Origin of the sequence: Halorubrum sp. Atlit-28R (assembly GCF_003665955.1) — an archaeon.
GTDB lineage: Archaea > Halobacteriota > Halobacteria > Halobacteriales > Haloferacaceae > Halorubrum > Halorubrum tropicale.
In genome coordinates this window covers 342,918-362,457 of the sequence record NZ_QPLS01000002.1, presented here as the reverse complement: position 1 = coordinate 362,457, position 19,540 = coordinate 342,918, and the positions used below count along the sequence as shown (strand labels likewise).

21 protein-coding genes and 1 tRNA gene are annotated in these 19,540 nt (G+C 69.2%); 15 read left to right on the top strand and 7 right to left on the bottom strand.

Features of this window, described 5'->3' with window-relative positions; all coding sequences use genetic code 11:
* Nucleotides 1–37: 37 nt before the first annotated feature.
* The 3 genes from DVK06_RS05340 (at nt 38) to DVK06_RS05330 (ending at nt 3,290) form a co-directional block, all read left to right on the top strand.
* Nucleotides 38–430, top strand: coding sequence for a DUF5820 family protein (locus DVK06_RS05340; protein ID WP_121599571.1), 393 nt, complete (start codon nt 38–40; stop codon nt 428–430).
* 139 nt (nt 431–569) lie between these two features.
* A complete protein-coding gene (gene purF / locus DVK06_RS05335; protein WP_121599570.1) occupies nt 570–2,069 on the top strand; it encodes an amidophosphoribosyltransferase in 1,500 nt (499 codons plus the stop codon).
* A 156-nt stretch (nt 2,070–2,225) separates the two neighbouring features.
* A complete protein-coding gene (locus DVK06_RS05330; RefSeq protein ID WP_053771446.1) occupies nt 2,226–3,290 on the top strand; it encodes a halocyanin domain-containing protein in 1,065 nt (354 codons plus the stop codon).
* A gap of 29 nt (nt 3,291–3,319) precedes the next feature.
* Here the strand turns inward: DVK06_RS05330 and DVK06_RS05325 are convergent, their stop codons facing one another.
* Nucleotides 3,320–3,880, bottom strand: coding sequence for a DUF420 domain-containing protein (locus tag DVK06_RS05325; protein ID WP_053771445.1), 561 nt, complete (start codon nt 3,878–3,880; stop codon nt 3,320–3,322).
* Nucleotides 3,881–4,063: 183 nt separating this feature from the next.
* On the opposite strand from DVK06_RS05325, the gene DVK06_RS05320 reads away from it, so the two are divergent.
* From DVK06_RS05320 to DVK06_RS05315, 3 genes are all read left to right on the top strand, one after another.
* A tRNA-Leu gene (locus DVK06_RS05320) sits at nt 4,064–4,148 on the top strand.
* A 398-nt stretch (nt 4,149–4,546) separates the two neighbouring features.
* Nucleotides 4,547–4,720, top strand: a complete 174-nt coding sequence (locus tag DVK06_RS18630; protein ID WP_158295113.1) for a hypothetical protein — start codon at nt 4,547–4,549, stop codon at nt 4,718–4,720.
* Nucleotides 4,721–4,873: 153 nt separating this feature from the next.
* On the top strand, nt 4,874–5,398 hold the full coding sequence (locus DVK06_RS05315) for a hypothetical protein (protein ID WP_121599569.1): 525 nt from the start codon (nt 4,874–4,876) through the stop codon (nt 5,396–5,398).
* A 185-nt stretch (nt 5,399–5,583) separates the two neighbouring features.
* Here the strand turns inward: DVK06_RS05315 and DVK06_RS05310 are convergent, their stop codons facing one another.
* Together DVK06_RS05310 and DVK06_RS18190 are read right to left on the bottom strand one after the other, a co-directional pair.
* On the bottom strand, nt 5,584–6,510 hold the full coding sequence (locus tag DVK06_RS05310) for a hypothetical protein (protein WP_121599568.1): 927 nt from the start codon (nt 6,508–6,510) through the stop codon (nt 5,584–5,586).
* Nucleotides 6,507–6,929, bottom strand: coding sequence for a hypothetical protein (locus DVK06_RS18190; protein WP_147438051.1), 423 nt, complete (start codon nt 6,927–6,929; stop codon nt 6,507–6,509). Before DVK06_RS18190 ends, DVK06_RS05310 begins: the two co-directional genes overlap by 4 nt.
* A 252-nt stretch (nt 6,930–7,181) precedes the next feature.
* Here DVK06_RS18190 and DVK06_RS05305 point away from each other — a divergent pair, with 252 nt between their 5' ends.
* The 3 genes from DVK06_RS05305 (at nt 7,182) to DVK06_RS05295 (ending at nt 11,246) form a co-directional block, all read left to right on the top strand.
* Nucleotides 7,182–8,237 (top strand): alpha/beta fold hydrolase, encoded by a 1,056-nt coding sequence (locus DVK06_RS05305; RefSeq protein WP_121599567.1) that lies wholly within the window; start codon nt 7,182–7,184, stop codon nt 8,235–8,237.
* A 466-nt stretch (nt 8,238–8,703) separates the two neighbouring features.
* A complete protein-coding gene (gene gatE, locus DVK06_RS05300; RefSeq protein ID WP_121599566.1) occupies nt 8,704–10,587 on the top strand; it encodes a Glu-tRNA(Gln) amidotransferase subunit GatE in 1,884 nt (627 codons plus the stop codon).
* Nucleotides 10,588–10,694: 107 nt separating this feature from the next.
* Nucleotides 10,695–11,246 (top strand): phosphate-starvation-inducible PsiE family protein, encoded by a 552-nt coding sequence (locus tag DVK06_RS05295; protein WP_053771441.1) that lies wholly within the window; start codon nt 10,695–10,697, stop codon nt 11,244–11,246.
* 45 nt (nt 11,247–11,291) lie between these two features.
* On the opposite strand, the gene DVK06_RS05290 is transcribed toward DVK06_RS05295, so the two are convergent.
* The gene (locus DVK06_RS05290; protein WP_121599565.1) at nt 11,292–11,774 is read right to left on the bottom strand and encodes an Lrp/AsnC family transcriptional regulator; all 483 of its coding nucleotides are present in this window, start codon (nt 11,772–11,774) and stop codon (nt 11,292–11,294) included.
* A gap of 183 nt (nt 11,775–11,957) precedes the next feature.
* On the opposite strand from DVK06_RS05290, the gene DVK06_RS05285 reads away from it, so the two are divergent.
* Complete coding sequence (locus tag DVK06_RS05285) at nt 11,958–12,893, top strand: DMT family transporter (protein WP_121599564.1); 936 nt, start codon at nt 11,958–11,960, stop codon at nt 12,891–12,893.
* 36 nt (nt 12,894–12,929) lie between these two features.
* On the opposite strand, the gene DVK06_RS05280 is transcribed toward DVK06_RS05285, so the two are convergent.
* Together DVK06_RS05280 and DVK06_RS05275 are read right to left on the bottom strand one after the other, a co-directional pair.
* Nucleotides 12,930–13,496, bottom strand: coding sequence for a hypothetical protein (locus DVK06_RS05280; protein ID WP_121599563.1), 567 nt, complete (start codon nt 13,494–13,496; stop codon nt 12,930–12,932).
* A 171-nt stretch (nt 13,497–13,667) separates the two neighbouring features.
* Entirely contained in the window at nt 13,668–14,063 is a 396-nt protein-coding gene (locus DVK06_RS05275; RefSeq protein WP_121599562.1) for a 2Fe-2S iron-sulfur cluster-binding protein, read from the bottom strand.
* 96 nt (nt 14,064–14,159) lie between these two features.
* On the opposite strand from DVK06_RS05275, the gene DVK06_RS05270 reads away from it, so the two are divergent.
* Entirely contained in the window at nt 14,160–15,149 is a 990-nt protein-coding gene (locus DVK06_RS05270; protein WP_121599561.1) for a biotin--[acetyl-CoA-carboxylase] ligase, read from the top strand.
* Nucleotides 15,150–15,177: 28 nt separating this feature from the next.
* On the opposite strand, the gene DVK06_RS05265 is transcribed toward DVK06_RS05270, so the two are convergent.
* Complete coding sequence (locus DVK06_RS05265; RefSeq protein WP_121599560.1) at nt 15,178–15,714, bottom strand: universal stress protein; 537 nt, start codon at nt 15,712–15,714, stop codon at nt 15,178–15,180.
* A gap of 123 nt (nt 15,715–15,837) precedes the next feature.
* Between DVK06_RS05265 and DVK06_RS05260 the strand changes: the two genes are divergently transcribed.
* The 4 genes from DVK06_RS05260 (at nt 15,838) to ptsP (ending at nt 19,533) form a co-directional block, all read left to right on the top strand.
* Nucleotides 15,838–16,095, top strand: a complete 258-nt coding sequence (locus tag DVK06_RS05260; protein ID WP_053771435.1) for a hypothetical protein — start codon at nt 15,838–15,840, stop codon at nt 16,093–16,095.
* 117 nt (nt 16,096–16,212) lie between these two features.
* Nucleotides 16,213–17,415, top strand: a complete 1,203-nt coding sequence (locus DVK06_RS05255) for a redox-regulated ATPase YchF (protein ID WP_121599559.1) — start codon at nt 16,213–16,215, stop codon at nt 17,413–17,415.
* A 67-nt stretch (nt 17,416–17,482) separates the two neighbouring features.
* Entirely contained in the window at nt 17,483–17,815 is a 333-nt protein-coding gene (locus DVK06_RS05250; protein ID WP_121599558.1) for an HPr family phosphocarrier protein, read from the top strand.
* Entirely contained in the window at nt 17,812–19,533 is a 1,722-nt protein-coding gene (ptsP, locus tag DVK06_RS05245) for a phosphoenolpyruvate--protein phosphotransferase (protein ID WP_121599557.1), read from the top strand. Before DVK06_RS05250 ends, ptsP begins: the two co-directional genes overlap by 4 nt.
* Nucleotides 19,534–19,540 lie beyond the last annotated feature (7 nt).

Here is a 19,540-nt window from a genome sequence, read left to right as displayed (position 1 = left end):
GCGCGACGTTTTCAAGCCTCCGCGACCGAGGAGGCGCATGGCCTTCGAATCGCTGCCGGACGGCTGGCGGCTGTGGAACGAGGCGCCCAGCGGGCGGGCGATCCTCGTCTACCGCCCCGACGTCTTCGGGAGCGGCGACCTCCCCGACGAGTGTCTCCCGACGATCTACCTGACGAACGGCGCCCGGAACGCCCGGCCCGGGTCGGGCCAGTACGCGACCGACGAGTGGCACGTCGTCCTCTTCTTAGAGCCCGAAATCGAGGCGGTCACGGAGACCCACGAGAGCCGGGAGGCCGGCGCGGCCGGCGCGGTCGACGTCGCGGAGCGGTTCGTCGCCGGCGACGTGGACTACCGGGGGGCGTACCAGGTACCCAGAGAGGAGTACTTCGATCGACTCGACGAGTTCGTCGGGGGCGGCGAGACGGCGTGAGCCGCGTCGGTCGGACCGCCCGACCGCACGTGGTCGCTCACCGAAAATATACACAATAGTGTATAACTCGCGGTGAGTGGCGGGGGGATACGCCACGAACACGAGGATTTTTATCGCCGCCCGCCTCACCCTCGCGTACATGAACGCCGGTGGGGACTACGGCGGCGACGAACCGCGGGAGAAGTGCGGCGTCGTCGGCGTCTCGCTCGCGGACCGGGAGGCCGCGCGACCGCTGTACTACGCGCTGTACGCGCTCCAACACCGCGGGCAGGAGTCGGCGGGGATCGTCACGCACGACGGGTTCCAACAGCACAGCCACGTCGAGCGCGGCCTCGTCGGCGACGCCTTCGAGGAGGGGGACCTCGCGTCGCTGTCGGGCGGCACCGGCATCGGCCACGTGCGCTACCCGACCGCCGGCAGCCTCGACAAGAGCTGCGCGCAGCCGTTCTCCGTCTCCTTCAAGTCCGGCTCGCTCGGGCTCTCGCACAACGGCAACCTCGTCAACGCCGACGAGGTGCGCGAGGAGCTGGCGGCCGCGGGCCACGCGTTCACCTCCGACGGCGACACCGAGGTGATCGCCCACGACCTCGCGCGGAACCTACTGGAAGAGGACCTCGTACGGGCGGTCAAGCACACGATGAACCGCATCCACGGCTCCTACTCGCTGGCGATCACCCACGACGACACCGTGCTGGGCGTCCGCGACCCGCTCGGCAACCGGCCGCTGTGTCTGGGGAAGGTCGACAGCGGCTACGTCCTCGCCAGCGAGTCGGCCGCCATCGACACGCTCGACGGCGAGCTGATCCGCGACGTGCGCCCCGGCGAACTCGTCGTCCTCGACCCCGACGGCACCGGCTACGACACGTATCAACTGGTCGAACGCGAGTCGACCGCCCACTGCTTCTTCGAGCACGTCTACTTCGCCCGTCCCGACTCCGTCATCGACGAGAGCCTCGTGTACGAGGTCCGCCGGAAGCTCGGCCGCAAGCTCTGGGAGGAGTCCGCCGTCGAGTCCGACGTAGTGATGCCCGTGCCCGACTCCGGGCGCGCGTTCGCCTCCGGCTACGCGGACGCCGCGGCCGAGACGACCGCCGACGGCGAGCCCAGGGCGGCCGACGACGGCGGCGTGGAGTTCGCCGAGGGCCTGATGAAGAACCGGTACGTCGGCCGGACGTTCATCATGCCGACGCAGGACGAGCGCGAGCGCGCGGTCCGCCTGAAGCTGAACCCGATCCGCTCGACGGTGGCGGGGAAGTCGGTCACCATCATCGACGACTCCATCGTCCGCGGGACGACCTCGACCCAGCTCGTCGAGTTGGTCCGCGAGGCGGGCGCCGAGGAGGTCCACCTCCGGATCGGCGCCCCGCCGATCCTCGCGCCCTGCTACTTCGGCATCGACATGGCGACCCGGGAGGAGCTGATCGCGGCCGACGCGTCGACCGAGGAGATCCGCGAGGAGGTCGGCGCCGACTCGCTGTCGTACCTCTCCATCGACGCGGTCGCGGAGGCGCTCGGCGAGAGCCGCGCCGACCTATGTCTCGGTTGCGTCACCGGTGAGTACCCCTTCGACGTGGAGGGCGAAGCGACCGACCGCGACGTCGACGCGCCGGTCTCTGACCCGACACCGGCCGACGATTAGCGCCCGCTGACGGCCGAATTCACCGGTCGGATCGGGCCTCGAACGCCCGGTCGCGATCCGCGCCTCCTCGAACGCGACCCCGCACACGTTCGGCGGCGGTTCGACCGCTCGGGACGTATCGGGGGCTTAAATACGATCACGATCAGACGTGCGACTATGACACGGAACGCCGACGCTGCCGAGGACGACGCCGCGTCGATGAGCCGCCGCGGGTTCTTCCGCGCCGGGGCCGCCGGCGCGGCGGTCGCCGCGGGCGTCGCCGCCGGAAGCGGTACCGCGGCCGCCCAGTACGACGGCTGGCTCGACGACGTGAGCAACTACGACGGGACCCACGACTACCGCGGGCAGAGCGAGGTCACCGTCTCGGTCGGCGCGGGCGAGAACGGCCTCCTGTTCGGTCCCGCTGCCATCCTGATCGATCCGGGCACGACCGTCGTCTGGGAGTGGACCGGGCAAGGCGGCGGCCACAACGTCGTCGCGAACGACGGCACCTTCGACAGCGGGTCGGCGGTCGCGGAGGAGGGGACGACCTTCGAGTATACTTTCGACGACGCCAGCGACGGCGACGTGTTCAACTACTACTGCGGCCCGCACCAGTCCATCGGGATGAAGGGGTCCGTCGCGGTCGGCTCCGTCGACGACGACCTCGTCGATCCGCAGGCGGAGGGTGGCGACGGCGGCTCCGGCGGCGGTGCGGCCGGATACGGCGACTGGTTCTCGAACGTCGGCAACTACGAGGGGACGCGCGACCTCCGCGGGCAGAGCGAGGTCACCGTCGCGGTCGGCGCGGGCGAGAACGGCCTGCTGTTCGACCCGCCCGCTATCCTCGTCGACCCTGGCACGACCGTCGTCTGGGAGTGGACCGGGCAGGGCGGCGGCCACAACGTCGTCGAGGAGAACGGCGTCTTCTCCAGCGGCGAGCCGGTGGCAGAGGAAGGGGAGACCTTCGAGTACACCTTCGAGGACGCCGGCGACGGTGACGTGTTCCGCTACGTCTGCGAGCCGCACCAGTCGGTCGGAATGAAGGGCGCCGTCGCGGTCGGTTCCGTTGACGATCAGCTCGTCGGCGGCGAGGGCGGCTCCGGAAGCGGCGGCTCCGGCGGCGGGAGCGGACTCTCCGCGAGCGATATCGGAACGCTGGCGCTCGGCTTCGGGTTCGCCGGCGCGCTGCTCGTCCCGCTGTTCTACGCCGCCCATCGGAAGGCCGAGCGGAACGCGTAGCCGCCCCGATATCTTCGTCGCGGTTTCGGTCAGTAGACGTGGTACAGCAGCAGGTACACGCCGATCCCCATGGTGAACGAAATCAGCCAGAGGACGGCGCCGACGAACCCGACCTGCGAGTGTCGCGTCTGGTAGAGGTCCGCGTACGGGCGGGTCGCGGCCAGGAAGAGCGCGTGGAAGACGAACGGGACGCAGACGATGGCCAGCAGGATGTGGACCGCGAGGAACGGGAGGTAGACGTACGAGTAGACGAGCTCCGGCCCGGGGAACTCGGTGGTGCCGACGTGGATCAGCCGGTAGAGGTACGCGCCGAGGAACGCGGCGAACAGCGCGAAGGAGGTCACCATGAAGTTCCGGTGTCGCTCGACGTTCCCCCGCGAGATCGCCCGCCAGCCGAGCAGGATCGTCGCGATGGCGGTGAGGGAGACGGCGGCGTTGAAATGCGGAATCGCGGCGAGGACGGCGTCGCTCGCGCGCGGCAGCAGCGAACTCGGGATCACGCCGCCCACCGCGCCGAACACGAGCGCGAGCGCGACGACGGAGGCGACGGCGGTCAGGACGGAGACGTTCTCGCGGGCCCAGTCGTTCATATCCGTGCGGTGGGACGCGACCCCCAAACCCGTGCCGGTTGCGGTCGACGCCTGCCGGACGCGGTCGCCGAGTCGCGCCGGCGTCCGTCGCCCGGCGGTCTGCGAAACTCCGCCACGGCTCCCTCGAATGGAAGGGCTTTTAATCAGGGGAAAGGTAGGTGGGGACGCGACAGAACACCGCGAGCGTGGGTAGCCAAGCCAGGCCAACGGCGCAGCGTTGAGGGCGCTGTCCTGTAGAGGTCCGCCGGTTCAAATCCGGTCCCACGCATCGCTCGGGGCACAACCCCACCGATGCCGGTGTTGTATCTACGACAGCACCCACGCACAATTCCTTTCCGACGTTACGCGAGGAGCGGCAGTTCCGTTTGGTCGTGACTGATCACCGATCGCGACCGTCCGCGAACACGTTCAAAGGTCCGGCTACCGCCCTACAAGTAGCTAAGTCGCTTCGACTCGAAGTCGCGATTGCGTCGGGACTCGACTGCTGGATACTCCGTATCTGGAGCGTGAAGCGTGGCGAACAGCAGCGACTGAACGGTCTCTATGCCGACGCAACGCCTCGGTTCGTTCTGCTCTATCCGAGTTAAACCGCCGCTACCACCACTAACAGTCCCCTACGGAGTCAAACGGAGTAACAGCTAAGATGACACCACAGCATTACCGTGCATGAACGAAACGATTCGGACGCGAGTGAATGCCCGCTGGAAGAACGTCGTGATCTTTATCGCTGCGATGATCGTGGGGATAATGGCGTATACAGGCGACCTCGTTTACACGCCTGTCGTACTCGTGCTGTTGGTGATCGCGGTCGGAGTCGGTCGCTACGGTTCCGAGCAGTAACCTCGTAGCGACTCACCGGGACACGCGCCGGCCATGTAGCAAAGCCCTCACCGCCTACTCGTCCCCGTCAGTGGGCGTGCGTCCGATACGGAGAGTACAACTGTCACCGACCGGTTGCGCTCAGTTATATTCCCACGCAGCGTCCAAAGCCGTATGGTCGCGTGGCAGCAGCGCTCGGCGACGCGGTGGCGGGGTATCGGTGCCGGGGTCGTCGCGGCGGCGGCGGCACTCGCCGCCTCTCTCTTTTACGTGCTCGTGGCGGCGGTAGTTCCGCTGCGCCTGTCGCCGGACGCGCAGTACTGGATCGGATACGCGCCTCAGTTCGCGTTTGTTTCGGGGTTCGTCCTGGGCACTACCGTGTGGCGACGAGTCGCGTCTCGGGTGTCGACTCCGAAGCAGGGAGCGTTCGTGGGCGGTGTGACGGCTTTCGGCATCGTGACACTCGTCCCGACACTGACAGGAGTGTACGTACTACTGTTTCCGCTCCTCCTCAGTGCCGTTACTGGGCAGGGGTTACAGTACGCAGTCCAACTCTATCCGGAGCCGCTGTGGACTGCTGTCGGCGTTACCCGAACCGTCGCTACTGCGTGGAGCCCGCTGGTCGGTACCTTGCTCGTCCCCATCGGAGCCGTCGCAGGGTGGGCGTCTCAGCGCCGCCGTCGGATCAGCGGGCACTGACTGTTCCGACTCGTGAGCGGCCCGGTGTCAGCGGACACGTTCGCTACCCACTTGGCCGGCTCGCGCCCCGTATTCAGCACGGCTCCGAGACCATAGTACCGTTTGAGGAGTTCGACAGAGCCATCAGAAAATAACAGCTCAAGACGCTGAGTCTACCAGCGTCTTGGTGCTGAACAGTGTGAGACTCAGTAGGTGATCAAATCGACGATGAGTGATTTTAATCGGGTAGTGAGATCCTGATCAATATCTCCAACCGGCGGGCGGACAGTCGTTTCTTCATACTGGTCGAACTCGGTCTCGATACGATACGTGAGTGATCGCTCACTCCCCTCACTTTCGGTGAGCGTGTGGACTCGGTGGTCGGTAATTCGCCGGAGTCGGCCTGTATTCCGACTGATCGTCACCTCAATCCAGCATTCGCCGAGTTCCACGTCTCGTAATCGATACGGGAATGGAACCACCTGCGTGTACGCATCCCGGTCGGATAGGCGGTAGGTAACCGTCTGAGATGATTCTTCACTTGTTTCCCAGTTGGTCCGGTGCGGGCGAATAAATTCCGTCGGAGCGAGCTCAGTCGGATAGCGGTGGGGAGCAATAACATTAGCCCATGCGTCTGAAACACGAACTGTGTCTCCCTCTGGAACCGGCGCGTTAAGATCAGAGACCATCTTGCCATCCGTCATATAGAGGACCTTGGTCAAGGGCAGGTTTTCAGGGTTCCTGAACACTCGGCTGTAATGAAGTAGTGCCCAGATATTCCGGTGCGGGAACATGCCACTGCGATGGTCGATGCCGGCACTTCTTAGGGGTCCTCTGTACGTGGTTAGCGCATGAAGGTATCGGCGACGCGAATGTTGATACCGTCGTCTGTACACGTCGAGATCATACGGTGTCTCTTCGGTCCCGTCATCCAGAACCCGAGTCCGCGTAATCGCTCGGTGGTCAGCTGCCAAACGGTACGCCGCCGCCGCGATGATGCGCTCACGCGGTGAGTCGCCTGTCGGCAGCGGAATGTCGTACGGACGGATATCACCTACGCGAATACCGCCGTATCCACCCGCTGTGCCGACAACTGCTGCCCCGGCGCCGGCGAGAAACTGACGGCGATTCATCCGTCGACCCCCGTAGATTCTGTTTCGGGATCCCAATACGCGACGAGTTCCTCGTCTCCCTCCCCGGGTTCGAACCAGTACACATTCGTCGACGCCGGCCGCGGGAGCTCGTGTGTCACAGCTGTCTCGGGAGTGAGCGGAAACGACGCTTTCGCGTTCGTTTCTGCCGGGCCGACCCATATTGTCTCACTATCATCGAGGTCTGGCGTGACGATGGTAAGCCGACCCGTATTTCCGGCTGTAAGCCGGTTTCCGCCCTCGAACGAGACACTGAGCGCTGATCGATCAGGGTCCCAATCGAAGGAGATGAAGATGTTTGGTCTGGTCCTTGGATACGATGCTGGAGGGGGTTCACTCGGCGCCAGTGAACACCCAGCGAGGGAAGTGGCGAGCGACGCCAGGAGGGCTCGACGGTACACGACATACGTATAGAATATTCCCGAGAATAAATATACAGGATGTGTCGAATGTTCAATTGACGGCGAGTCCCGTTGTGGTCACGGAGACACACACCAGAGTCGGATTACACTTGCGCTACTTCTGTCAGGACCGCCTCACGAGATACAGAGGGTGAGTACGGCAGTCCTGAGGGGACCAGTAGGCAAGCCGTCCACTGGGGACTAGGAGGGAGCGACCCATCTATTGATATCACTCCCTTGCGAAGGAGAGGCATGGACGATACACTCCCTGATTCAGTCGAGTCACGACGCGTCGAGACGGACCGCCTCACGACGAACGTCCTCGTCTCGGGCGATCCCGACGGAACAGCACTCTGTCTGGTCCATGGGAACGTTTCGTCTTCACGGTTCTGGGGCGGTTTGATGGCCGACCTGCCGGACGACTATTGGGTCCTCGCCCCTGACCTCCGGGGGTACGGCGACTCGGAGACGAAACCGGTCGACGCAACCCGAGGCGTTCAGGATTACACCGAGGATCTGGCGGCCCTGTTCGCAGAGGTCGGGGTTGAGGCGGTAGCGCTGGTCGGTTGGTCCATCGGCGGCGGTATCGCCATGCAGTACGCTATCGACTATCCGGAGACCCTGACGGAGCTGGTGTTGGTCAGCACGATGTCGCCCTACGGATTCGGTGGCACGACCCGCGATGGAACGCCCTGCCAGCCCGATTACGCCGGCACAGGTGGCGGCCTCGCCGACGACGAATTCGTCGAGCGTCTGGCGGAGGGAGACGTTACCGCGGAGGCCGACGCCTCGCCGCGCTCGGTGATGCATGCGTTCTACGTCGGCCCGGACCACGAGTTTGCCTCCGAGACGGCCGACGCCTACGTTGAGGCGATGTGTGCGACGGCCGTCGGCGACGGGAACTATCCCGGTGACGCGGTACCATCCGACAACTGGCCGGGGGTGGCACCAGGCGAGCGGGGCGTGCTCAACGCGATTTCACCGAAGTACTTCGACGCGTCGGGTCTGGCTACCATTGAACCGCAACCGCCGGTCCTGTGGGTCCGGGGCGACGCCGACCAGATCGTCTCGGACACCTCCTTTTTTGACGCTGGCTATTTAGGCCAGATCGGCGAACTGCCCGATTGGCCAGGCGACGACGTCTATCCTCCGCAGCCGATGAACGACCAGACTCGGGACGTACTCGAGGCCTACGCCGCCAACGGTGGCAGTTACAGCGAGGAGACTTTCACGGACGTCGGGCACTCGCCCCACATCGAGCGCCCGGAGCAGTTCCGGTCGGTGCTGTTGGAGTTCCTGGGCTCCTGACCGGGCCTATCGACGAGTGGCGCTGTCGGGGGGCTCCGGCATCGCGTGGCGACTCGTGTATCGAGGTCGCCAGCGGATCAGTAAACGTGGACCTGCTGACTGATTCGCGCCATGTATTCAGGGAGGCGCTGAGAACATAGTACCGTTCGAGGAGTTCGACAGAGCCGTCGACCTCGGATCGATGGCCGGACCTCCAAAGCCCCACCCGCCAGTGTTCGGTGCGCTCGCTGCGCTCCTCGCTCGCTGTGGTGCCTCGGTCGCCGCGTCCAGCGAGGGACCAGAGGTCCCTCTGGCAGTCTGGCGAACCCGACGACCTCGCGCGTGCCGTCTCGCGACCGCTTTCGGCGGCCGCTCGAAGGCACGCGCCGACGCATCCGTCGTTTATAACCCCGGTCGTCGCTTCTTGCTCCGCATCGCTCGCGCGAACTGCCACCCTTTTAGTCGCGCGCCGTCGGAGTGAGGCGTAATGAGTACGGACGCGACCCCCGAGTACGACTACGAGGAGCTGGGGCTCGTCGCCGGCCTGGAGATCCACCAGCAGCTCGACACGGAGACGAAGCTGTTCTGTGACTCCCCGACCGTCGAGCGCGACCCGGACGAGGCCGACCGGTCGATAACCCGTCAGCTCCACCCGACGAAGAGCGAACTGGGCGAGCTCGACGACGCGGCGATGGAGGAGAGCCGAGTCGACCGCGAGTTCACCTACCTCGCGTACGACACAACCTGTCTCGTCGAGGAGGACGACGAGCCGCCCAGACGCGTCGACGGCGAGGCGCTCTCGGTGGCGCTCCAGATCGCCGACCTGCTCGACCTCTCCGTCGTCGACCAGGCGCACGTCATGCGGAAGCTCGTCATCGACGGCTCGAACACCTCCGGCTTCCAGCGCTCGATCCTCCTCGGGCAGGACGGCGAGATCGAGACGGAGTCGGGGTCGGTGTCGGTCGTCGACCTCATGCTCGAAGAGGAGTCCGCGAAGCGCGTCGAGGAGACCGACGACGGCGTCGTCTACTCGCTCGACCGCCTCGGCGTCCCCCTCGTCGAGATCGGGACGGGCCCGGACATCCGCAGCCCCGAGGGCGCCCGGCAGGCGGCCGAGCGGATCGGCATGCTGCTCCGCTCGACGGGCGCGGTCAAGCGCGGGCTCGGCACCATTCGGCAGGACGTGAACGTCTCCATCGCGGACGGCGCCCGCGTCGAGGTGAAGGGCGTCCAGGACCTCCAGGGGATCGAGGACATCGTCCGCGGCGAGGTCGGCCGACAGGCGGAGCTGCTCGCGATCCACGACGAACTCCGCGAGCGCGACGCGAGCGTCGGCGACGTCTCGGACGTGACCGACGTCTTCGCCGACACGGAGTCCGGGGTCATCCGCGGCGCGCTCGACGCGGGCGGGAAGGTGACCGCGGTCCCGCTGTTCGGCTTCGACGGCCTCGTCGGCCGCGAGATCCAGCCGGACCGGCGGCTCGGCACGGAGCTGTCCGACCACGCGAAGCGCCACGGCGCGGGCGGCATCTTCCACACCGACGAGCTGCCCGCGTACGGCGTCACCGAGGCGGAGGTCGACGCGCTCCGCGACGCGGTGGGCGCGGGCGAGGGCGACGCGGTCGCCATCGTCGCGGCCGACCCGGAGACCGCCGACCTCGCGATCGAGGCGGCCGCCGACCGCGCCGAGACCGCGATCGAGGGCGTCCCGGAGGAGACCCGCGGCGCGAACGACGACGGGACCACGCGCTACCTCCGGCCGCTGCCGGGCGCCGCACGCATGTACCCCGAGACGGACGTGCCGCCGGTCGAGCCGGACCCCTCCGACGTGGAGACGCCCGAGCTGCTCGACGAGAAGGCCGAGCGGTACGAGGCGGAGTTCGGCCTCGACGCCGGCCTCGCCGAGCAGGTCGCGTTCGGCCAGCGGTTCCCGCTGTTCGAGGCGGCCGTGGAGCGCGGCGCCGAGCCCACCTTCGCGGCGTCGACGCTGGAGTCGACGACGACGGAGATCCGGCGCGACGGCGCGCCCGTGGAGAACCTCACCGACGACCACTTCCTCGCGCTGTTCGACCTCGTCGAGGGCGGCGACCTCGCGAAGGAGGGCGTCCCCGAGGTGCTGACGACGCTCGCCGAGGACCCCGACTTGACGGCGAGCGAGGCGGTCGAAGAGGCCGGGCTCTCAGGCGTGAGCGAGGCGGAGGTCCGCGAGGCCGTCGTCGAGGTCGTCGAGCGCAACGCCGACCAGGTTGAGGCCGAGGGGATGGGCGCGTTCTCCGGGCTGATGGGCGAGGCCATGGGCGCGCTCCGCGGGAAGGCGGACGGCGAGGTCGTCTCCGACGTGTTACGCGAGGAGATCGGGAAGCGGTCGTAGCGTCTCCCGGTCGTCCCCGCTGGGTCACGTTCTCTCGATCGCCCCCGGTACGGCCCCTGCCACTTACTTGTCGGGCGGCCGTGTCTCGATCCGAGAGGTCAGACTCGATGGACGATTCTCCCCCGGCCGACTCCCCGAACGACTCACAACGGACCGACCTGTCGGACGACGCGCCGACGTCCGGCCCCGAGCCGGACCCGGCGGTCGCGAAGACGCGCGGCGACCGCGTCTCCGACGTGACGAACAAGTTCGTCCACGGCGTCGAACTGGCCGCAGCGGCGCTTTTCGCGCTGCTGTTCGGCATCGGCGTCGTCGACCTCGCGATCCAGATCGCCGAGTCGGTCCCCACGGGGGAGATCACCGACCCCAACACCGTCATCAGCTTCATCGAGACCGGACTGCTGCTGCTCATCATCGTCGAGGTGTACGAGACGGTCGTCGCGTACATCGAGCAGAGCGACACCCGCCGGATCGTCCGGCTCGTGATCTACACCGGCGTCATCGCGATGGTCAGGAAGGTGATCATCTTTCGCACCACAGAGTACTCGACCACGCAGGACGCCCTGTTCGCCGCGCTCTCGTACACGTTAGTCGTCCTCGGGCTCGTCGCACTGCTGTTCGTGGAGCGGTCCGTCGGACCGTCGCTCGGCCCCGACTGATCCGCGCAGCGGCCGCCCCGCCGTACTCGGCTCCCGAGCGCCGTGTCACTCCGTCAGCTCCTCGATCAGCGTGTCGATGTCGTACGTCGCCGGGGCGCGCGGCTCGTCGCGGAGCGTCGCGATGGTGAACGTCGAGTTCGTGCGCTCGACCTGCGGGATCGCCTCGAAGTCGCTGATCAGCCGCTCGACGGTGTCCGACGAGGAGAGCCGCGCGAGGACGACGAAGTCCGTCTCGCCCATCGTGAAGAACGCCTCCGTGACGCCCTCGACCGCCAGCAGCTCCTCGGCGAACTCCTCGTAGGGGCCCTCGTAGCTGGCGAGCACCTCGACGATGACGGTGACGCCGAGCCCGAGCGCCTCGTGGTCAAGGTCGTACAGGTCGTTCTCGATGACGCCGTCTTCGCGCAGGTTGTTCAGCCGATAGTGGATCGTCGACACCGGGATCCCGGTCTCCTCGTGGAGCCGTTCGGGGCTCCCGGTGCCGAGATCGGAGATGGCCTTCAACAGCCGCACGTCGCGCTCGTCCATACCCCCGGATCGACCCCCGACCGGTTGTATATGTCGACCGACAGGGTTGGAGTCTGCTCTAATATTCGAGCACGGTTGGGTGTTCGAATCGGATCTGATTCGTATGTCTGATTCTTCATTCCAAATGTCGGCTGTTTCGAGAGTATAATTTAACTACAGTCGCGTATTTCGAACGAGTAGCCAGTGAAACTCAGAAACTTCCTCTCTACTCCGGAAGCGATCGTCGCCGCGTTCCTCCTCCTCGCGACGCTGTGGGGGACCTCCTTCGTCGCCATCGAGGCCGGCCTCCACTACTTCCCGCCGCTGCTGTTCGCGGGGGTCAGGTACGCCGTCGCGGGCGCGGTCGTGCTCGGCTACGCCGCGGTCGCCGCGGACCGGTGGACGCCGCGGGGCCGCGACGAGTGGCTCGGCGTCGCCGTCGCGGGGACGTTCGTGATCGCGGCGTACCACGGGCTCCTCTACCTCGGCGAGGTCCGGATCTCCGGCGCGGTCGCCGCGGTCGTCGTGAGCCTCTCTCCGGTCCTGACGGCCGTCTTCGCGGCCGCGCTCCTCCCGAACGAACGCCTCGGCCCCGTCGAGATCGGCGGGTTCGCGCTCGGCGTCCTCGGGGTGGCCGTGGTCGCCGACCCGGCGGCGGCCGGGCTCGGCAGCGCGGCGGTCGTCGGCGTCGGCCTCGCGCTCGCGGGCGCGGTGGCCTTCTCGCTCGGCGCCGTCCTGCTGCGACCCCTCCGCACCGACCTGCCGATCGCCGCGCTTCAGGGGTGGGCGATGGTCATCGGGGCGGGCCAGCTCCTCGTCGCCGCCGCCGCGATCGGGGAGTCGCCCGCCGCGGTCGTCTGGAACCAGACGTCGATCGCGTCGCTCGCGTACCTGACGCTGCTGTCCGGCGTTGTCGCGTTCCTCCTGTACTTCGCGCTGCTCGACGCGGTCGGCCCGTCGCAGCTCCACCTCGTGGGCTACGCGGAGCCCGTCGTCGCCACGGTCGGCAGCTGGCTCCTGCTCGGTCACCTCGTCGACGCGTCGGCGCTCGTCGGATTCGTCGCGATCCTCGCCGGCTTCCTCGTCTTGGAGCGCCGGGAGATCGCCGACTACGTCGACGCCGATCGCCTGACCGGATAGCGACCGGCGGAAAGGCTCCGCGCCGTCAGCGGGGATTTACCCCTCGATGTCCCGACTCAGCCCCGCGCGGAGGTCGCGGCCGAAGTAGTGCCCCAGCAGCGCGAGCGCCAGCCCGACGCCCCCGCCGACCGCGACCAGCGGGAGCCCCCACTGCGAGAGGTAGTCGATCCCGATGGGCAGGAAGCCGACGCCGAGGACGCTCGTCACCGCGCTGGCCGCGCCCGCCGCGCCGCCGGCGATCCCCGTCTCGACGTACCGGCGCGTCGAGAGCGCCAGGCCGAGGAGGAACGAGGCGACGAACACGCCGCCCGCGGTGCCGATCGTTCCCCCGATGAGCGGTATCAGCCCGCCGACGAACACGCCGACCGCGACGGTCGCGAGCGCGAGCCCGAACGCCTTCGCCGAGAACCACCGGCCCGAGACGCCGACCCTGCCGGCGTCCCCGGCGTTCCCGGCGCTCCGCGCGCCCGGTTCGGCGGCCGCGGCGCCGCCGGCGTCGGCGTCGGACGCCCCCTCGCCGCCACCGAGGTCGTCGTCGAGGAGGTCGTCGAGGTCGTCCATCGGGTCGTCGTCGGACGACTCGCGCTCCTTGGAGGGTTGCATACCCGACCGTTCGGGCCAGCGGACTTGGCTTTTGTGCCGCGACGGCAGTCGGAAGGCCCCCGATCACCGGGCCGAACGCCCGCGACGTCCCTTCGGAACCCCTCGACGGGCCGCCCGTGTGACGCGGTACCGTTCGCCGTTTCACCGGAAACGAGGTGTGGGGCCCGGGCGTCAGCCACCGTCCGGCTCTCCGTCGCCCGCCTCGGACCGCCGCCCGCCCCACACGCGCTTGTCGACGAGCGACACCGTCATCGGGCGGTCGACCGCGATCTGACAGGAGAGCCGGGGGTAGCCGAACCGGTCGGCGAGCCGGTCGTGCCAGTGGTCGGCCGGCGGTCCCTCTCTGACGCGGACGCCGCAGGTCGCACAGATCCCTCGCCCGCCGCAGTTGAGGCGGCGAGTCGCGGCCGCGTACGGCGACAGCCCGGCGTCGAGCAGGACCCGGCGGAGGTTCCGTCCCCGTTCCACGTCGAGGTCGACGCGCTCGTCGCCGTCGACGACGACGAGCGACACGGTTTGGCTCCCGGCCTCCGTTCGGTCGTCGCCGTCGCGGTCCACGTCGGTCATCGGCGGTCCTTCGCGCCCCGGACACAAAGCGTCGGGGACCCGACGCGGCGTTCGAGACCCGGAACGGCTTTCGGCCAGGCCGCCGGATCGGGGCGTATGGACACGCGGCGCGCGCTGCTCGACGCCCTCGCGGCGGACGACGACCCGGTCTCCGGGCCCGCCCTCGCCGAGTCGCTCGACGTCTCCCGGGCGGCCGTCTGGAAGGCGGTCGAGGGGCTCCGCGAGGAGGGTTTCGCGGTGGAGTCGACGTCGGACGGCTACGTCGCGCCCGACGACCCGGGCTACTCCGGGCCGGGCATCGCGTTCGGGCTCGACGCCCCTTACTCGGTGGAGTACCACGACCGGGTCGGGTCGACGAACGAGCGGGCCCGCGAGCTCGCGGGAGCGGGCGCCACCGACGCCGCGGTGGTCGCCGACGAGCAGACGGGGAGCCGGGGGCGCCTCGACCGCGAGTGGGTGGCGCCGAGCGGCGGCGTCTGGCTGTCGGTCCTGACCCGCCCCGACGTGCCGACCGCGCGGGCGCCGCTCTTCACGCTCGCGGCCGCGGTCGCGACGACCGACGCCGCCCGCCAGGCCGGCGTCGACGCGCGGATCAAGTGGCCGAACGACGTGCTGGTCGGAGACGGGACGCCCGAGGAAAGCGCCCCCGCGTCGGATCTCGGCGGCCGCGGCGGCCGGAAGCTGGCGGGGATCCTCACGGAGATGGAGGGGGAGGCCGACCGCGTCGGCTGGCTCGTCGTCGGCGTCGGCGTCAACGCCAACCTCGACCCCGAGACGCTGCCCGCGGGCGCGACGTCGCTGTCGGCCGAGCGCGGCGCCCCGGTCGATCGGCGGCGGTTCGCCGCGACGCTGCTCGAACGCTACGCGGAGCTCACCGCGTCGCCCGGGGCGCTCGACGGCGTCCTCCCGGCGTGGCGCGAGCGAGCGAGCACGCTCGGGCGGCGCGTCCGCGTCGAGGCCGCCGACGGCGTCGTGGAGGGCACCGCCGTCGACGTCGCCGAGCCTGGCGCGCTCGTGGTCGACACCGACGAGGGCCGGCGGCGCGTCCACGCGGGCGACTGCGAACACCTCCGCGGCGCGGAGTGAGGAGAGCGGCCGAGCGCGAGCCTCCTCCCTATCCGGTCTCCGTCGCGTCCGAGACCGCCCCCTCGGCGTCGGTCCCGGCCGTCTCGCCCGCCGTCGCCGACTCGGCGGCGCTCGGCGGCTCCTCCCCGTCGCCGATCCGGACCGTCAACACCGGAATTGACGAGCCCCGCACGACCTTCTCCGCGACGCTGCCGAGGAGCAGTCGGTCGATGCCGCCGCGGCCGTGAGTGCCCATCACGACGAGGTCGCAGCCCGCCTCCTCGGCGTGGGTGATGACCTCGCGGCTGGGCGACCCCTCGACGACGACCGTCTCCACGTCCACGTCGCGGTCGGCGGCCAGTTCGCGGACCGTTTCGAGCGCCGCCTCCCCGTCGTCGTACAGCAGGTCGCCGACGCCCTCCCATGTCGTCTCCATCGGCATCCCGGCGTACCGCGCGGTGTCGACCACGTAGATGGCGCGGACCGAGGCCCCGTGGACCGCGGCGAGGTCGAGCGCGTGGCACACCGCCAGCTCCCCCTCCGAGGAGCCGTCGGTCGGGACCAGGATCCGGTCGTATAGGGGCATGTTTACATGACTCATATCGCCGACGACGGATAACCTTTTGCGGTTCTTGCCGGTTTCTCGCCGTCGCCCCGCCCCGGCCGCGACGGGGCGCGCGTTTATGCTCCGTCCCGTCGAGGGGACGGTATGTCCGACGAGATCACCCTCTCCCGGCTCGAACCGACGCTCGAAGATCACGCGTACCCCGCCGATCGAGACGCGCTCGCCGAGGCGTTCGCCGGCACCACGGTGTTGTTCGCCGACGGCGACGCCGACCTCGGCGACCTCCTCGCCCACGTCGATCAGGAGACGTTCGAGAGCGCCGACGACGCGCACGCCGCGCTCCAGAACGTCCTCCCCATCGAGGCGCTCGGGGAGCCGGGCCAGTCCGACGGCGACGCCTGACGAGGGCCGCTTTCTCGCTCCCTCGTCACCGTTCGCACGCCGCGGTCCCTCGTCATCGAGTCCCACGCCACGGCGCGTCTCGCATCGCTTTTCACCGCGGATCGCGGACTGGCGGTAATGAGTTACCGGATCGGTCTCGTCGGCAAGCCCTCGGTGGGGAAGTCGACGTTCTTCAACGCCGCGACCATGAACGACGTGCCGGAGGGGGCGTACCCGTTCACCACCATCGACCCGACCGTCGGCGAGGCGTACGTCCGCGTCGACTGCGCCGCCCCCGAGTTCGACGAGACGTGTACGCCGAGCGTCGGCGTCTGCCGCGAAGGGACGCGGTTCGTCCCGGTGAAGCTCGTCGACGTGGCCGGGCTCGTCCCGGGCGCCCACGAGGGGCGCGGGCTCGGCAACCAGTTCCTCACCGACCTCAACGAGACCGACGTGCTGATCCACGTCGTCGACTTCTCGGGGAAGACCGACATCGAGGGCGAGGCGACGGAGGGCCACGACCCCCGCGAGGACATCGACTTCTTGGAGGAGGAGTTGGACGCGTGGTACCTCGACGTGTTAGAGAGGGGCCTCGAGAAGTACGAGACGCGGTACCAGGGCGCCGACGCCGCCGTCGAGGAGGAGCTGGCCGAGCAGATGTCCGCGTTCGGGACGGACAAAGACCGGATGAAGCGGACCATCCTCGCGCAGGGGCTCGAACTCGACCCCAAGACGTGGGACGAGACGGACAAGGTCGAACTGGCCCGCGAGATCCGCAAGCGGACGAAGCCGATGGTGATCGCGGCCAACAAGATGGACACCCCCGAGGCGCAGGCGAACTGGGAGGAGATCACGTCGGACCCCGACTACGACCACCTGTCCTTCGTCCCCGCGAGCGCTCACGCCGAGAAGGCGCTGAAGAACGCCGACGAGGCGGGCGTCGTCAACTACACGCCCGGCGCGGACGAGTTCGAGATCGTCGGCGACGTCTCCGGCGAGCAGGCGGCCGGGCTCGATCGGATCGGCGAGTTCGTCGGCGAGTACGACGGCACGGGCGTCCAGGGCGCGCTCGAAGCCGCCGTCTTCGACGTGCTGGGCTGTATCGCGGTCTTCCCCGGCTCCGCCAACGGGAGCAAAGACGAGAAGGGGGTCTTCCGCGACTGCTTCATCCTCCCCGAGGGCTCCACGACGGAGGACTTCGCGTACCACATCCACTCGGACATCGGCGAGGGGCTCCTCCACGGCACCGACTGCCGGAGCGGCCGACAGGTCGGGACCGACCGCGCGCTCTCCCACCGCGACGTGATCGAACTGGTCTCGACGAAGCAGGCGGCGCCGTAGCCGCTCCGCGTCGTCGAGGCCCTGCCGCCCCGATCAGCTATTACCCGCCGGGGCCCAACCGGACCGCATGGAACGGACCGTCACGGTCGAACCAGAGGCCGGCCTCCACGCGCGACCCGCCTCGAAGCTGGTACAGACGGCGAACCGATTCGACGCCGACGTGTCGATCGGTCGCGCCGACGACGGCGACGGAGACCTCGTCCGCGCCGACAGCATGCTCTCCGTCAGCGGGCTGAACGTCGGGCACGGCGAGTCGGTCCGCGTGGTCGCCGAGGGGCCCGACGCCGAGGCCGCACTCGACGCCGTCTGCGACCTGCTCACGAGTCCGGTCGAGGAGGCGGACGAGTCGGGGACCGACGAGGGAGAGACGCACAGCGGCGAGGCGGAGGACGCCCCGTGAGGACGCTCGCCGGCGTCGGCAGCACGCCGCGTGCGGGGGTCGGCGCGGCGCGCTGGTACCGCCCCGACGCCAACCTGTCGCTCCCCGACCGCCCGGACCCGGACGCAGTCGACGCCGAGGCGGAACTGGACCGGTACGAGGCGGCCCGCGACGCCGTGCGGGGAGACCTCCGCGACGCCCGCGACCGGACGGCCGAGCGCGTCGGCGAGGAGGAGGCCGCGGTGTTCGAGGCCCACGAGGAGTTCCTCGACGACCCGACGATAATCGAGGACGTCGAGGCCGCGATCCGCGAGGGGACGCCCGCGGAACACGCCGTCGCGGACCGGTTCGACGAGGCCGTCGCGCAGTTCGAGGGGATGGAGGGGCGGATGGCCGAGCGCGCCGACGACCTGCGCGACGTCCGCGACCGGCTGCTCCGCGCGCTCCTCGCCGGAGACGGGGGGGTGTCGACCGCCGCCGCGGACCTCGCTGCCCTCCCCGACGGGACGGTCCTGCTCGCGGAGCGGCTCACGCCGAGCGACACCGCAGCGCTCGACCCCGAGGCGGTCGCCGGGATCGCGACGGTCGAGGGGGGTCGTACCTCCCACGCCGCGATCATCGCGCGGTCGCTCGCGGTCCCCGCGGTCGTCGGCGTCGGCGAGAGCCTCGAATCGGTCGCAGAGGGGGAGACGGTCCTCGTCGACGGCGAGGCCGGCGAGGTCGTCGTCGATCCCGACGAGGCCCGCCGCGACGCGGTGCGGGAGTCCGGTCCGGACGCGATCCCCGAACGCGTCGCGACCGCCGACGGCCGGCCGATTGCGGTCGCCGCGAACGTGGGCGGCGAGGTCGAACTGGCGCCGGCCGCCGAGCGCGGCGCGGACGGGGTCGGGCTGTTCCGGACCGAGTTCCTCTTCGTCGACCGCGAGGCGCCCCCGACCGAGGACGAGCAGTACGAGGCCGTGACCGCCGCGCTGTCGGCGTTCCCGGACGACCGCGTCGTCGTCCGAACGCTCGACGTCGGCGGCGACAAGCCGATTCCGTACCTCGACCTCCCCGACGAGCCGAACCCGTTCCTCGGGCGGCGCGGGGTCCGGCTGTCGCTCGACGAGCACGCGGACCTCTTCGAGACGCAGCTCCGCGCGCTGCTCCGCGCCGCGGCGACCGAGGACGGCGACGGGCTCGCCGTCATGTTCCCGCTCGTCACGCGCGTCGAGGAGGTCGAGCGCGCGGTCGACGCCGTCGAGTCGGTCGCGGCCGACCTCGCCGACGAGGGCGTCGCCCACGTGGTCCCCGAACTGGGTGCGATGATCGAGACGCCCGCGGCGGCGTTCCTCGCCGACGCGCTCGCGGAGCGGCTGGACTTCCTGAGCGTCGGGACGAACGACCTCGCGCAGTACGTGATGGCGGCCGACCGCGGCAACGATGCCGTCGCCGAGTACCACGACCCGCTCCACCCGGCGGTGCTGCGCGCGCTCGACCGCACGACGGCGGCCGCGGAGGGGAGCGACGCCTGGGTCGGGATGTGCGGCGAGATGGCCGGCGACCCGGCGCTGACGGAACTCCTCGTCGGGCTCGGCTTCGACGAGCTCAGCATGAGCGCCGTGACGGTGTCCGAGGTGAAGGCGCGCGTCCGCGAGGTCGACGCCGACGCCGCGGCGTCCCTCGCGAACGAGGCGCTCGCCTGCGAGACGCGCGGCGAGGTGCTGGACGCGCTCGGGCTCGGCGAGCGCGACGCGTAGCCGAATC

Excerpts from the sequence above, each read along its gene's own strand:
- DVK06_RS05260 (WP_053771435.1), top strand. The coding sequence starts at position 15,838 with ATGTCCGACGAGATCACCCTCTCCCGGCTCGAACCGACGCTCGAAGAT.
- DVK06_RS05270 (WP_121599561.1), top strand. The coding sequence starts at position 14,160 with ATGGACACGCGGCGCGCGCTGCTCGACGCCCTCGCGGCGGACGACGAC.
- DVK06_RS05305 (WP_121599567.1), top strand. The coding sequence starts at position 7,182 with ATGGACGATACACTCCCTGATTCAGTCGAGTCACGACGCGTCGAGACG.
- DVK06_RS05255 (WP_121599559.1), top strand. The coding sequence starts at position 16,213 with ATGAGTTACCGGATCGGTCTCGTCGGCAAGCCCTCGGTGGGGAAGTCG.
- DVK06_RS05295 (WP_053771441.1), top strand. The coding sequence starts at position 10,695 with ATGGACGATTCTCCCCCGGCCGACTCCCCGAACGACTCACAACGGACC.
- DVK06_RS18630 (WP_158295113.1), top strand. The coding sequence starts at position 4,547 with ATGAACGAAACGATTCGGACGCGAGTGAATGCCCGCTGGAAGAACGTC.
- DVK06_RS05290 (WP_121599565.1), bottom strand. The coding sequence starts at position 11,774 with ATGGACGAGCGCGACGTGCGGCTGTTGAAGGCCATCTCCGATCTCGGC.
- DVK06_RS05265 (WP_121599560.1), bottom strand. The coding sequence starts at position 15,714 with ATGCCCCTATACGACCGGATCCTGGTCCCGACCGACGGCTCCTCGGAG.
- gatE (WP_121599566.1), top strand. The coding sequence starts at position 8,704 with ATGAGTACGGACGCGACCCCCGAGTACGACTACGAGGAGCTGGGGCTC.
- DVK06_RS05250 (WP_121599558.1), top strand. The coding sequence starts at position 17,483 with ATGGAACGGACCGTCACGGTCGAACCAGAGGCCGGCCTCCACGCGCGA.
- DVK06_RS05340 (WP_121599571.1), top strand. The coding sequence starts at position 38 with ATGGCCTTCGAATCGCTGCCGGACGGCTGGCGGCTGTGGAACGAGGCG.
- DVK06_RS05275 (WP_121599562.1), bottom strand. The coding sequence starts at position 14,063 with ATGACCGACGTGGACCGCGACGGCGACGACCGAACGGAGGCCGGGAGC.
- DVK06_RS05325 (WP_053771445.1), bottom strand. The coding sequence starts at position 3,880 with ATGAACGACTGGGCCCGCGAGAACGTCTCCGTCCTGACCGCCGTCGCC.
- purF (WP_121599570.1), top strand. The coding sequence starts at position 570 with ATGAACGCCGGTGGGGACTACGGCGGCGACGAACCGCGGGAGAAGTGC.
- DVK06_RS05315 (WP_121599569.1), top strand. The coding sequence starts at position 4,874 with ATGGTCGCGTGGCAGCAGCGCTCGGCGACGCGGTGGCGGGGTATCGGT.
- DVK06_RS05280 (WP_121599563.1), bottom strand. The coding sequence starts at position 13,496 with ATGCAACCCTCCAAGGAGCGCGAGTCGTCCGACGACGACCCGATGGAC.
- DVK06_RS05310 (WP_121599568.1), bottom strand. The coding sequence starts at position 6,510 with ATGAATCGCCGTCAGTTTCTCGCCGGCGCCGGGGCAGCAGTTGTCGGC.
- DVK06_RS05330 (WP_053771446.1), top strand. The coding sequence starts at position 2,226 with ATGACACGGAACGCCGACGCTGCCGAGGACGACGCCGCGTCGATGAGC.